This is a genomic window from Streptomyces brasiliensis (genome assembly GCF_014647875.1).
GTDB classification, from domain to species: domain Bacteria; phylum Actinomycetota; class Actinomycetes; order Streptomycetales; family Streptomycetaceae; genus Streptomyces; species Streptomyces brasiliensis.
On the sequence record NZ_BMQA01000008.1, the window covers coordinates 19475 to 32170 of the forward strand.

8 protein-coding genes and 1 pseudogene are annotated in these 12696 nt (G+C 71.3%); 1 reads left to right on the forward strand and 8 read right to left on the reverse strand.

Going from position 1 to position 12696, the window contains the following annotated elements; all coding sequences use genetic code 11:
* Positions 1 to 43: 43 nt before the first annotated feature.
* The 3 genes from IEZ19_RS14620 to IEZ19_RS14630 all read right to left on the reverse strand — a co-directional run bounded on the left by IEZ19_RS14620 (position 44) and on the right by IEZ19_RS14630 (position 5232).
* Positions 44 to 1594: a vWA domain-containing protein gene (locus tag IEZ19_RS14620; protein ID WP_189311607.1), complete on the reverse strand. Its 1551-nt coding sequence runs from the start codon at positions 1592 to 1594 to the stop codon at positions 44 to 46.
* A 147-nt stretch (positions 1595 to 1741) separates the two neighbouring features.
* A complete protein-coding gene (locus IEZ19_RS14625) occupies positions 1742 to 2605 on the reverse strand; it encodes an ABC transporter permease (protein WP_189311608.1) in 864 nt (287 codons plus the stop codon).
* A complete protein-coding gene (locus IEZ19_RS14630) occupies positions 2602 to 5232 on the reverse strand; it encodes a CocE/NonD family hydrolase (RefSeq protein WP_189311609.1) in 2631 nt (876 codons plus the stop codon). Before IEZ19_RS14630 ends, IEZ19_RS14625 begins: the two co-directional genes overlap by 4 nt.
* Before the next feature lie 153 nt (positions 5233 to 5385).
* Here IEZ19_RS14630 and IEZ19_RS14635 point away from each other — a divergent pair.
* Positions 5386 to 5798, forward strand: a pseudogene (locus tag IEZ19_RS14635) (GNAT family N-acetyltransferase).
* 6 nt (positions 5799 to 5804) lie between these two features.
* Here the strand turns inward: IEZ19_RS14635 and IEZ19_RS14640 are convergent.
* The 5 genes from IEZ19_RS14640 to IEZ19_RS14660 all read right to left on the reverse strand — a co-directional run bounded on the left by IEZ19_RS14640 (position 5805) and on the right by IEZ19_RS14660 (position 12650).
* Positions 5805 to 7214: an APC family permease gene (locus IEZ19_RS14640; RefSeq protein WP_189311610.1), complete on the reverse strand. Its 1410-nt coding sequence runs from the start codon at positions 7212 to 7214 to the stop codon at positions 5805 to 5807.
* 313 nt (positions 7215 to 7527) lie between these two features.
* Positions 7528 to 9030 carry a CoA-acylating methylmalonate-semialdehyde dehydrogenase gene (gene mmsA, locus IEZ19_RS14645; RefSeq protein ID WP_189311611.1) on the reverse strand — a complete coding sequence of 501 codons (1503 nt, stop codon included), beginning with the start codon at positions 9028 to 9030 and terminating at the stop codon, positions 7528 to 7530.
* A 14-nt stretch (positions 9031 to 9044) separates the two neighbouring features.
* Positions 9045 to 10937 carry a 3D-(3,5/4)-trihydroxycyclohexane-1,2-dione acylhydrolase (decyclizing) gene (iolD, locus tag IEZ19_RS14650; RefSeq protein ID WP_189311612.1) on the reverse strand — a complete coding sequence of 631 codons (1893 nt, stop codon included), beginning with the start codon at positions 10935 to 10937 and terminating at the stop codon, positions 9045 to 9047.
* Positions 10934 to 11758 (reverse strand): 5-deoxy-glucuronate isomerase, encoded by an 825-nt coding sequence (iolB, locus tag IEZ19_RS14655; protein ID WP_189311613.1) that lies wholly within the window; start codon positions 11756 to 11758, stop codon positions 10934 to 10936. Before iolB ends, iolD begins: the two co-directional genes overlap by 4 nt.
* Positions 11759 to 11765: 7 nt before the next feature.
* Positions 11766 to 12650, reverse strand: a complete 885-nt coding sequence (locus IEZ19_RS14660; protein ID WP_229840354.1) for a Cgl0159 family (beta/alpha)8-fold protein — start codon at positions 12648 to 12650, stop codon at positions 11766 to 11768.
* Between the last annotated feature and the right edge of the window lie 46 nt (positions 12651 to 12696).

The window sequence follows — 12696 nt, forward strand, 5'->3', positions numbered from 1 at the left end:
CGTAATAGAAGGTCAATGGTTCGTGCACGACTGGGCCGCCGTGCTAGCCCTCGGAGCGGCGGGCCTGTCCGATCGCGTCGGCCAGCTGCCGTACCGCCGAGTCCTCCGTCTCCTTCGCCAAGCCGTCGGCGTGGTCCTCGAGTTCGCCGAGGCCGGGGTCGCCGGGCAGCCGGGCCCAGCGGTCGTCGCCCGAGCGCAGGGCGTCGGCGAAGTAGGCGGCGACGGCCGCCACCTGGAAGCGCGGGGTCACGCTCCACACCGAGTCCTTCAGGGCGCCGGTCTCCAGTTCGCCGGACTGCTCGTGCGGGTCGCGGGAGCCGGGGTCGAGCCAGCGGACGGTGGCGGTGGCGAGGTGCCCGTCGGCGCCCGGCCTGGTGCGGACGGCGTAGAGGGCGGTCACGGTGTGGCCGGGGCCGACCTCGCCGCCGTCGACGCGGTCGTTACGGAAGTCGTCGTCGGCGACCCGGCGGTCGTCGTAGCCGACGAGCCGGAACTCGGCGACGGTGTGCGGATCGAAGGCGACCTGGGCCTTCGCGTCGCGGGCGGTCAGCTCGATGTTCTGCGGGAGCTGCTCGCAGAATACCTTGGTGGCATCGTCCGTGCCGGAGACGTACGCCGTGTGTCCGTCACCCTTGTCGGCGAGGCGTTCCATCAGGGCGTCGCCGTAGTCGCTGCCGACGCCGACGCCGAACAGGGTGATGCCGTACTCGCGGCGGTCGCTCGCGATGCGGTCGAGGATGGAGTCCGGGTCGGTGTCGCCGTCATTGGCGAGCGCGTCCGAGACGAGGACGACGCGGTTGGTCGCGCCTTCACGCAGGCCCTCGACGGCGGTGGCGTAACCGGTCTCGACGCCCGCGGAGAGGTCGGTCGAACTCTGTGTCTCCAGGCCGTCGATGGCATCGTGGACCTCGCCACGGTGGCCGCCGAGCCGGGTCATCGGGAGCACGGTCTCGGCCTCGTCGCTGAAGGTGACGATCGCGACCGAGTCGTCGTCGCGCAGCCGGTCGGTCATCGTGTCGAGGGAGTCCTGGGCAAGGTCCAGCCGGCCCGGCTCGGACATGGACCCGGAGACGTCGACCACGAACGTGAGGGCCGCGGGCGGACGTTCACGCTCGTCGGAGTCCCGGGTGGCGAGGCCGACCCGCACCAGGGACCAGTTCCGCTCGCTCGTGCGGGCGCCGTCGACGGTGACCGTGAAGCCGCTGCCGTCGGGGCGCCGGTAGTCCTGGCGGAAGCTGTTGACGAATTCCTCCGGGCGGACCGTCGACGGGTCGGGCCGCCGGCCGTCGGCGAGCGTGCGACGGGCGTAGCCGTAGGACGCGGTGTCCACGTCCAGGGCGAAGGTGGAGAGGTAGTCGGCGGACGGGCGCTCCGTCGAGTCGGCGGCCTCGCCGTCCCTCTGTTCACCGGAGGCCGAACCCTGGCTCTGGGCCGGCGCCGGGACGGGTGCGGGCATGCCGCCCGAACGCTTAGAGCTGTCGTACGTGCTCTGTCCGCCGCTGTCGCCCCCGCTGCAGGCCGTCAGCAGCAGTGCCCCCGCCGTCGTGAGGGCGAGCAGCGCGCCCCGTGTTCGCCGTGTCCCGCACCGATCCATCTCCCCTGCCCCCTGTGCCGATTGACGTCGACTTCTGTGACTGTGACGGCGTACGGCGGCGGAACGTGCGGTACGGGGCGTTGCGGAACGATCTCAAAGAGGCCACGGAGCAGGGCCGTCGAGACCGGTGGGTGATCCTCCGGTGACCTAGGAGACGATGTCCTTGCGGGCGAAACCCCGGAAGGCCAGGGCGAACAGCACGAGCGCGTACGTTATCGAAATCGCCGTGCCCTGGATCATGCCGGACCACTCGGGATGCGGCTGTACTGCGTCGGCCCAGGCGAACTGCCAGTGGGCGGGCAGGAAGTCGCGCCACCGGCCGAGGGCGGTGACGGCGTCCAGGACGTTGCCGACGATGGTCAGGCCGACCGCGCCGCCGACCGCGCCCAGCGGGGCGTCCGTCTTCGTCGACAGCCAGAACGCCAGCCCGGCGGTGACCAGTTGGGACACGAAGATGTACGCCACGACCACGACCAGGCGCTGCGCCGCCGTGCCCGGGTCGAGCGCGCCGCCGGTGGGGATCTCCAGCGGGCCCCAGCCGTAGGCGGCGGTGCCGACGGCGAGCGCCACGAGCGGGAGCAGGATCATCGCCGCGAGGCTGAGTCCGAGACCGACCACGAGCTTGGACCACAGCAGGCGGGCGCGGGGCACGGGGGCGGCGAGCAGATAGCGCAGGGAGGACCAGCCGGCCTCCGAGGCCACGGTGTCCCCGCAGAACAGGGCGACCGGGATGACCAGGAGAAAGCCCGCCGAGACGAACAGGTTCACCGCGGCGAAGTTGGCGCCGGACGCGGTGGCCGTGTCCATCAGGGTGACCTGGCCGTTGCGGCCGCCCGGCTCGCCGCCGACCGCGAAGGCGACGAGCAGCACGAACGGCAGGACGGCGAGGATCGCGCCCATGACGAGCGTGCGCCGCCGCTTCAACTGGCGTACCAGCTCCACCCGGAGGGGCAGCGTCCGCCCCGCCCGGTAACCGGAGGCGACCTCGACGGGCTCGGTGACCGTACTCATGCGGAACCTCCGATCAGGGTGAGGAAGGCGTCCTCGAGACGGCGGTGCGGACCGACCGACTCCACGGGCACGTCGAGCCGGATCAGTTCGGCCACCAGGCGTGCCGCGCTGCCCGTGGCGTCGAGGCGGACCAGGAGCCCGTCGTCGGTGCGCACGGCGGAGGCGACGCCGGTGAGCGCGGCCACCTTCTCGACGACCGGTTCGTCCACGGGTGTGGCGGTGCCGACCAGCAGAGTGTCGCCCGAGCCGATGATCTCCGCCACCGGGCCCGCCTGGACGAGGCGGCCGCGGTCCATCACCACGAGGTGGGTGCAGGACTGCTCGACCTCCGCGAGGAGATGGCTGGAGACGATCACCGTGCGGCCCGCGGCCGCGTAACGGATCATCACCTCGCGCATCTCGCGGATCTGCGGCGGGTCGAGGCCATTGGTCGGCTCGTCGAGGATGAGGAGGTCGGGCAGGCCGAGCATGGCCTGGGCGATGGCGAGGCGCTGGCGCATGCCCTGGGAGTAGGTGCGGACGGCTCGGGCGAGGGCGTCGCCGAGGCCCGCGATCTCGAGGGCCTCCTCGAGACGGGCGTCCTCGGGCGGACGGCCCGTCGCCTGCCAGTACAGCTCCAGGTTCTCGCGCCCGGACAGGTGCGGCAGGAAACCCGCGCCCTCCACGAACGCCCCGACCCGAGACAGCACCGGCGCGCCCGGCCGGATCGCGTGACCGAAGACGCGGATCTCGCCGTCGTCCGGCTTGATGAGGCCCATGAGCATGCGCAGGGTCGTCGTCTTGCCCGCGCCGTTCGGCCCGAGCAGCCCGAGCACCTGACCCTTCTCGACGCGGAAGGACAGCTCGCGCACCGCGTACCGGTCGGACGAGCGGGCGTAGCGCTTACTCAAGTCGGTTATCTGCAGCGGGACTTCGGTCAGGGCAGGTTCGAGCGGCGCCGGGACCGCCGTACGCCTGCGGCCGGTCAGCAGCAGGGCCAGGGCGAGCAGGGCGCCCGCCGCGGGCAGCCACCACACCCAGGCGGGCAGCGGAGCCGCCGCGGTGGTCACACCGGGTGCCGTCGGCACGCTCAGGTCGCCCTTCAGGGAGACGGTGTACGTCGCCGGGGCGACCGGTGAGGCGTAGCCGAGGTCCGTCGAGGCGAGGACCAGGCGGAGGCGGTGGCCCTTCTGCACGTCGTGGTCGATCGCCGGGAGCGTGACCGTGACGTCCCTGCCGGACCTGGCGCCCTCGACGCGCACGGGTGTGACCAGCTGGGAGGGCAGCACCTGCTGGGTGCCGCCCGGCGAGACGTCGTACACCTTCCCGAAGAGCACGGCCTCGTCGCCCGTCGACGTCACGTGCACGGTGACCGTCGGCGATCCGGTGATCCGCAGGTCACCGGTCACAGGCGCCGAGTCGAACTTGGCGAACTGGCCGGGAAAGTCGAGCGAGACGCCGACGCCCAGGGCGGACAGCTGGGTGAGGCCGCCCGCGCCGCCGAGGCCGGGCAGGGCCGAGACGCCGGGCGGGCTGGCCCCGGCCGGGTTGTCGACGTGCTGGGTGCCGCCGGTCAGGGCGATGGCGCGCCGGTCGTTCTCCAGGCCGGGATAGGTGTCCGCGCTCGCGCCGCGCAGCAGGGCGGCGCCGTCGGTGGAGTCGACGCCTCCGGTGCGGGTGATACGGAAGGCGGGGCCGGTGGCGGCGCCCTTGTCGCCCTTCAGATAGCGGTCGAACCAGGCCGTCACCCTCGACTGGACGCGGCCGGTCTCCAGGTCCCCGCCGTCGTGCCCGCCCGCGATCCAGTCGACGTCGACCGGGGCGCCGTTCGCCCGGATCGCCTTCGCGGCGGCGTCGGACTGGGCGAGCGTGAACAGGGAGTCGGTCTGGCCCTGCAGCAGCAGCGTGGGCACCTTGATCCGGTCGGCGACGGCGGACGGCGAGCGCTCCTCGAGGAGCGTGCGGGCGGCGGTGTCCGGTCTGCCCGACTCGGCGACCCGGTCGTACATCGCGCACAGCGCGGGCTCGAACTTGGCGCAGCCGCCGCCTGTGTTGAAGAAGATCCCGGCCCACAGCTTCTTGAAGACGCCGTTCGGGAACAGGGCGTCGGCGAGGTTCCAGTAGGTGATCGCCGGGGCGACGGCGTCCACCCGGTCGTCGTGTCCGGCGGCGAGCAGGGAGATCGCGCCGCCGTACGACGCGCCGGCCACGCCCACGCGCGGGTCGCCGGGGTGGTCGAGGCGGACCTGGGGCTGCTTCGCCAGCCAGTCGATCAGCCCGGAGACGTCGGCGACCTCGTGCTTCGGGTCGTTCAGGCCGATCCTGCCCGTGGACCTGCCGAAGCCGCGCGCGGACCACGTCAGCACCGCGTACCCGTCACGGGCCAGGTCCTCGGCCTCCTGGCGCACGTCGGCCTTGCTGCCGCCGAAGCCGTGCGCCAGCAGGACGGCGGGGCGGCGGCCCGTGGCGGCGGCCGTGAAGTACGAGGTGTCGAGGCGCACCCCGTCGCCCATGTCCATGACCCGGTCGGCGCGGCGCACCGCGGGCGCGTCGTCGGAGGCGGCGACCGCCGTCCACGTCCCCGCGCCGGCGAGCACGACGACGGCGGCCACGGCGGCCGGCAGCCACCGCGGCCTCCGCCGAATCACTTTCGCCTCCGGGGCGGCAGGGGCAGTCGAAGATCCATGCCTCAACGGTACGGGCCGCCACCGACAACCGATGCAGCCGTCGGGCTGAACCCCCGCCCCTCCTCGGGGAGTACGGCCCTGCCGCCATGTACACCAGCCGTGGTACGAAGGCCCATGGAGATTCGTCCTGCCGGTTCCGTGGCCGAAGTCGCCGCCGCCGAGCACCTCTTCGACCATCCCGTGCGCACCGAGTGGGCCGAGCGCTTCCTGACGGCGGCGGGACACCATCTGTTCCTGGCCTACGAGGACGGCGAGCGCCCCCCGTCGGCTTCGTCAGCGGCGTCGAGACGATCCACCCCGACAAGGGCACCGAGATGTTCCTGTACGAACTCGGTGTCGCGGAGCCGTACCGGCGCCGCGGCATCGGGCGGGCGCTGATCTGGCGGCTGGGCGCACTCGGCCGGGAGCTGGGCTGTTACGGCATGTGGGTCCTGGTCGACACCGGGAACGACGTCGCCCTCGCCGCCTATCGCAGTGCGGGCGGCAAGGACGAGGGGTCGTGCTCGGTGGTGACGTGGGACTTCTGACGGGGCCTACGCCCGCGCGTCCTCCGGGATCGACACCAGCCAGCGGGTCTCGCGGCGCGGGCGGAGGTAGAAGACCCAGTAGAGGGTGGCCGCGGCCGTGATGCCGCCGGTCCACAGGAGGTAGCCGGTCTCCTGCTGGCTGAGGATGTAGCCCAGGACGGCGATCAGCAGGACGGGCATCGCGGGCCACAGCGGCATCCGCCAGGCGGGCGTGTGCTTGTGGGAACCGCGCCGGGCCAGCAGGGCGGCGACCGCGACGAGCAGGTACATGCCGGTCACCGAGACGCCCGTGACGCCGTACAGCGTGTCCAGGTTGACGAAGCAGAGCAGCGCCCCGGGGACTCCCACCGCGAGCGTGGCGACCCAGGGGGAGCCGAAGCGGCCGAGCTTGGAGAAGACGTCGTTGACCGGCTCGGGCCAGGCCTTGTCGCGGGCCGAGGCGAACAGGACCCGGGAGTTCTGGATGACCATGACGATGCCGGCGTTGATGATCGCGAGGGCGACGCACAGGCTGACGAAGGTGCCGACGGCCGAGTTGGACCAGGCGGTGACCATGGAGCCGATGTCCCCGCCGGTCAGCTCCTTGATGTCGGAGGCGCCCAGCGTGATGGCGACGACCGGGACCAGGATGATCACGGTGGAGATGGCGAGGGTGGCGAGGACCGTGCGGGCGACGTTGCGGCGCGGGTTCTCCAGCTCCTCGGAGAGGTAGACGGCGGTCGAGAAGCCCTGGGTGATGAAGAGGGCGATGGCGAGGCCGGAGACGATCAGCATGGCCGTGACGGTGTCCGTGTGCCCGTTCGCGCCGGCCACCTGCATCGAGGTGAGGCTGCCGAGACCGCGGTGGCCGTGCGCGAAGCCGAGGAGGGCGACGACACCGGCGGCGATGACCTCGAGGACCAGGAAGATGCCGGTGATCCAGGCGTTGGCGCGCAGGTCGAGCAGACCGGCGAGGGTGGCGAGCAGCATCACGCCGGCACCGGTCATGGCCGGGTCGAGGTGGACGATCGGGGCGAGATAGTCGGCCGTACCCATCGCGATCACGGGCGGCACGATCATCACGACCAGCAGGGACAGCACGAAGACCAGCCAGCCCGCCAGCCGCCCGGCCATCGTCGACACCATGGCGTACTCGCCGCCCGCGCTGGGGATCAGGGTGCCCAGCTCCGAGTAACAGAACGCCACGGCGATACAGAGGAGGGAGCCGATGGCGATCGTCAGGGCGGTGGCCGTGCCGAGCGAGCCGAACAGGTCGGGGACGACCACGAAGAGCGTGGAGGCGGGCGTGACGCACGAGAGGGTCAGGAGAGTGCCGCCGACGACGCCGATGGAACGCTTGAGCTTCTGCGGGCTGTCCGAGACCCTGGCGGCACCGTCCTGGACGGCGTTCTCGACAGGGCGGAGCGTGTCGGTCATACGGTGGTTCCGATCGACTCGAGCGGCGGGTTGCGCTGATGGAACCCCGACGAAAACCGTGGCGTCAATGGCGGTTAACCTTCGGATTCCGCACTCGCAAAGCGACGCAGCTCACATCACTTTCCCAGGCGTTGACGCTCTAGTGGTTCGTTCAACAAGACCATCTGTTATGCGACCTTGCTTTCGAAGGTCAACATGACATATCTCTTGCGTTACCCGTTTCCTCCCTCAAAACGGGAACCGAAGGCAAGGCGTTAAAAAAATGTCAGGCCGTCCGCTATCCGGACGGCCTGACGGGGAGTTTCGGTCACACTCAGTGGTTGCGCGGGAACCCGAGGTCCACGCCGGCCGGGGCGTCGGCCGGGTCGGGCCAGCGGGTGGTGACGACCTTGCCGCGGGTGTAGAAGTGCGTGCCGTCGTTGCCGTAGATGTGGTGGTCGCCGAAGAGCGAGTCCTTCCAGCCGCCGAAGGAGTGGTAGCCCACCGGCACCGGGATCGGCACGTTCACGCCGACCATGCCCGCCTCGATCTCCAGCTGGAAGCGACGGGCGGCGCCGCCGTCCCGGGTGAAGATCGCCGTGCCGTTGCCGAACGGCGAGGCGTTGATGAGGGCCACGCCCTCCTCGTACGTGTCGACGCGCAGGACCGACAGGACCGGGCCGAAGATCTCGTCCTGGTACGCCTTCGCGCTGGTCGGCACCTTGTCGAGCAGCGAGATACCGATCCAGTGGCCGTCCTCGAAGCCCTCGACCGTGTAGCCGGTGCCGTCCAGGACGACCTCGGCGCCCTCGGCGGCGGCGCCGGTCACGTACGACGCCACCTTGTCGCGGTGGGCGGCGGTGATCAGCGGGCCCATCTCGGACGTCGGGTCGTTGCCGGGGCCGATCTTGATCTTCTCGGCGCGCTCGCGGATCTTCTCCACCAGCGTGTCGCCGATCGAACCGACCGCGACGACGGCGGAGATGGCCATGCAGCGCTCGCCCGCCGAACCGTACGCCGCCGAGACCGCCGCGTCCGCCGCCGCGTCCAGGTCGGCGTCCGGCAGGACCAGCATGTGGTTCTTGGCGCCGCCCAGCGCCTGGACGCGCTTGCCGTTCGCGGAGGCCGTGGTGTGGATGTAGCGGGCGATGGGCGTCGAGCCGACGAACGACACCGCCTTCACGTCCGGGTGCTCCAGGAGGCGGTCCACCGCCACCTTGTCGCCGTGGACGACGTTGAAGACGCCGTCCGGCAACCCCGCCTCGGCCAGCAGCTCGGCGAGCTTCAGGGACGCCGACGGGTCCTTCTCGCTCGGCTTCAGCACGAACGTGTTGCCGGTCGCGATGGCGATCGGGAACATCCACATCGGCACCATCGCCGGGAAGTTGAACGGCGTGATACCCGCGACGACACCCAGCGGCTGGCGGATCGCGGCCACGTCGACACGGCTGGCGACCTGCGTGGACAGCTCACCCTTCAGCTGCACGTTGATGCCGCAGGCCAGGTCGACGATCTCCAGGCCGCGCGCGACCTCGCCCAGCGCGTCGGAGTGCACCTTGCCGTGCTCGGCCGTGATCAGCTCGGCGATCTCGTCACGGTGGGCGTCGAGCAGCGCGCGGAAGCGGAAGAGGATCTCCGTGCGCTTGGCGAGCGAGGAGATACCCCAGCTCGCGAAGGCGTCCTTGGCCGCGGCGACGGCCGCGTCCACCTCCGCCACGCTCGCGAACGCGACCTTCGTGGTGACCTCGCCGGTCGCCGGGTCCGTGACCGGCCCGTACGTACCCGAGGCGCCTTCGGCGGTCTTGCCGCCGATCCAGTGGTTGACGATCTTCGTCATGCCCGGTTACTCCTTCACAGATGGCGGCGTCGGGTCGACACGTGCCGTTCGTACAGCTCTCGTGCCTTGACCGCGGACGATCGGGTGGCGGTCTCGGCCACGGGTACATCCCACCAGGCCTGCGCCGGAGGCGCGCCCGACACTGTGTCTGCGGTTTCGGTCTCCACGTAGACACATGTGGGAGTGTCGGCGGCCCGCGCCTCGGCGAGCGCCGCGCGCAGCTCCCGTACGGTCTTCGCGCGCAGCACGCGCATGCCGAGGCTGGCCGCGTTGGCGGCGAGGTCGACGGGCAGCGGGGCGCCGGTGTAGGTGCCGTCGCCGGCCGGGTAGCGGTACGCGGTGCCGAACCGCTCGCCGCCCACCGACTCGGACAGCCCGCCGATCGAGGCGTACCCGTGGTTCTGCACCAGGAGGACCTTGATCGCGATACCCTCCTGCACCGCAGTCACGATCTCGGTCGGCATCATCAGATACGTCCCGTCACCGACCAGCGCCCACACGGGCCGGTCGGGAGCGGCGAGCTTCACCCCGATCGCGGCCGGGATCTCGTACCCCATGCAGGAGTAGCCGTACTCCAGGTGGTACTGGTCCCGCGAGCGCGCCCGCCACAGCTTGTGCAGATCGCCGGGGAGCGAGCCGGCCGCGTTGATGATCACGTCGGACTCGTCGACGATCGCGTCCAGCGCACCGACGACCTGCGGCTGCGTCGGCCGTACGTCCGGCTCGTCGGCCTCGAAGCTCGCCTCGACGCGCTGCTCCCAGCGCTCCTTGTCCTCGCTGTACTCGGTGACGTACGCGTCGGAGACGCGGTGAGCGTGCATCCCCAGCGCCTCGGTCAGCTCCTGGAGGCCGCTGCGGGCGTCCGCGACGAGCGGGAGCGCGGCGAGCTTGTGACCGTCGTAGGGGGCGATGTTGAGGTTGAGGAAACGGACGTCCGGGTTCTCGAAGAGGGTGCCGGAAGCAGTGGTGAAGTCGGTGTAACGGGTGCCGACGCCGATCACCAGGTCGGCGGTGCGGGCGAGTTCGTCGGCGGTGGCGGTGCCGGTGTGGCCGATGCCGCCGACGTCCTGGGGGTGGTCCCAGCGCAGGGAGCCCTTGCCGGCCTGGGTGGAGGCGACCGGGATGCGGGTGGCCTCGGCGAACTCGGCGAGGGCCTCCTCGGCGCGGCTGTGGTGGACGCCGCCGCCCGCGACGACGAGGGGCCGGCGGGCCGCGCGGACCGCCCGGACCGCCTCGGCGAGTTCGACCGGGTCGGCACCCGGCCGCCGTACGGTCCAGACGCGCTCGGCGAAGAACTCCTCGGGCCAGTCGTACGCCTCCGCCTGCACGTCCTGTGGCAGGGCGAGCGTGACGGCGCCGGTCTCGACCGGGTCGGTGAGGACCCGCATGGCCTGAAGAGCCGACGGGATCAGGGCTTCCGGCCGGGTGACGCGGTCGAAGTACCTCGACACCGGGCGCAGGCTGTCGTTGACCGACACGTCGCCCGCGTACGGGACTTCGAGCTGCTGGAGGACCGGATCGGCGGGGCGGGCCGCGAAGACGTCGCCGGGCAGGAGCAGGACCGGGAGGTGGTTGATCGTGGCGAGCGCCGCGCCCGTCACCAGGTTCGTGGCGCCCGGGCCGATGGACGTCGTGACCGCGTGCGTGGACAGGCGGTTCGACTGGCGCGCGTAGCCGACGGCCGCGTGCACCATGGCCTGTTCGTTGCGGCCCTGGTGGTACGGCATGTCGGCGCCGTACTCGACGAGCGCCTGGCCGATCCCGGCGACGTTCCCGTGGCCGAAGATGCCCCAGGTCGCGCCGATCAGCCGCTGCCGTTCGCCGTCCCGCTGCGTGTACTGGACGGACAGGAAGCGGACGAGCGCCTGCGCGACCGTCAGCCTCACCGTCGAGGACGTAGAGGTCATCGGTAACCTCCTGCGCTTTCTACGTGGGCCGGATGGAAGCAGATCCGCCACTCCCGCGTCGCGCCGGGACCGGCCATGACGTTCAGGTAGTACATCGCGTGGCCGGGCTGCGCGATCGACGGGCCGTGCCATCCGTCGGGGACGAGGACGGCGTCGCCGGAGCGGACCTCCGCGAGGACGTCGGATCCGCCCTCACGGGAGGGGAATACGCGTTGGTACCCGAATCCGTTCGGGCCCTCGATCTCGAAGTAGTAGATCTCCTCAAGCTCGGACTCCTCGCCCGGCCGGTGTTCGTCGTGCTTGTGCGGAGGATACGACGACCAGTTGCCGCCCGGCGTGATCACCTCGACCGCGATGAGCTTGTCGCACTCGAACGCGTCGGCCGAGGCGAAGTTGCGCACCTCGCGCGCGGACGCGCCGCTGCCACGCTGCTCGACGGGGACCTCCGGCGCGGGGCCGTAGCGGGCGGGGAGTCGTCGCTCGCACTTCGCTCCTGCCAGGGCGAAGCGGCCTCCCGCACCGGAGGCGATCTGGACCCGGGTGTCCCGGGGCGCGTACACGAAGTCCGAGACCGACGCGAACACGCTGTCCCGGCCAAGGATGTGGAACTCCTCGTCCTCCATGTGCACGGTACAGCCGCCGCTGAGCGGAAGCACGATCCACTCACTGTCCCCCGTGGTGAACATATGGCTTCCGCCGGGCAACAGTTCGACGATGCGCAAGCTGCTGTGCGTCCACCCGGCCCGCTTGGGGTCGATGTCGATGGCGTACTGGGCGCTCGCGGTCGAGCCTTTGGTCAGATGCAGGTCGGTGCTGGTCATACGGCCCTCACAGCAGTCCTACGGCGGTGTCCACGGCGGCGGCCACGTCGCCGTCCGCCGGGTACAGCAGCGTGCGGCCGACCACCAGGCCGCGCACAGTGGGCAGTTGGAGCGCGCCGCGCCACTTCTCGTACGCCGCGGTCTGCTCTTCGGCGGAGCCACCCACCTCGCCGCCGAGGAGGACGGCCGGGAGCGTGGAGGTCTCCATGACACGGGCCATGTCGACGGGGTTGTCGGTGACGGGGACCTTGAGCCAGGTGTAGGCTGAACTGCCGCCCAGACCCGAGGCGATGGCGATGGACTTGGTGACGGCCTCGGCGGACAGGTCGTTCTTCAGCCGGCCCTCGGGGGTGCGGCGGCTGATGAACGGCTCGACGAAGACCGGGAGCCGGCGCGCGGCCATGTCGTCGATGGCACGGGCGGCGGACTCCAGGGTGGTCAGGGAGCCCGGGTCGTCGTAGTCGATGCGCAGGAGCAGCTTCCCGGCGTCGAAGCCGAGGCGCTGGATGTCCTCGGGGCGATGGCCGGTGAAGCGGTCGTCGAGTTCGAAGGATGCGCCCTGCAGGCCGCCGCGGTTCATCGAGCCCATGACGACCTTGTGGTCGAGGACGCCGAGCAGCAGCAGGTCGTCGAGGATGTCGGCGGTGGCGAGGACGCCGTCCACACCCGGCCGGGACAGCGCGAGGCACAGCCGCTCCAGCAGGTCGGCGCGGTTGGCCATGGCGAGCCTGTTGTCGCCGACGCCGAGGGCGCCGCGCGCCGGATGGTCGGCGGCGACGATCATCAGCCGGCCGTCCGCGTCGAGCAGGGGCCTGCGGGCGCGGCGTGCGGCGGCCTCGGCGATCGCCTCGGGGTGGTGGGTGCGGGTGCGGACCAGCTCGGGGATGTCCACGCGTGTGTGCCGAGTGCCGTCCCCGCCCTCGTGGTGGGCGCCGCCG

What these genes read in the sequence shown, in the direction of transcription:
- IEZ19_RS14620 (WP_189311607.1), bottom strand. Translation starts at nt 1,594, where the DNA reads ATGGATCGGTGCGGGACACGGCGAACACGGGGCGCGCTGCTCGCCCTC.
- IEZ19_RS14625 (WP_189311608.1), bottom strand. Translation starts at nt 2,605, where the DNA reads ATGAGTACGGTCACCGAGCCCGTCGAGGTCGCCTCCGGTTACCGGGCG.
- IEZ19_RS14640 (WP_189311610.1), bottom strand. Translation starts at nt 7,214, where the DNA reads ATGACCGACACGCTCCGCCCTGTCGAGAACGCCGTCCAGGACGGTGCC.
- mmsA (WP_189311611.1), bottom strand. Translation starts at nt 9,030, where the DNA reads ATGACGAAGATCGTCAACCACTGGATCGGCGGCAAGACCGCCGAAGGC.
- iolD (WP_189311612.1), bottom strand. Translation starts at nt 10,937, where the DNA reads ATGACCTCTACGTCCTCGACGGTGAGGCTGACGGTCGCGCAGGCGCTC.
- iolB (WP_189311613.1), bottom strand. Translation starts at nt 11,758, where the DNA reads ATGACCAGCACCGACCTGCATCTGACCAAAGGCTCGACCGCGAGCGCC.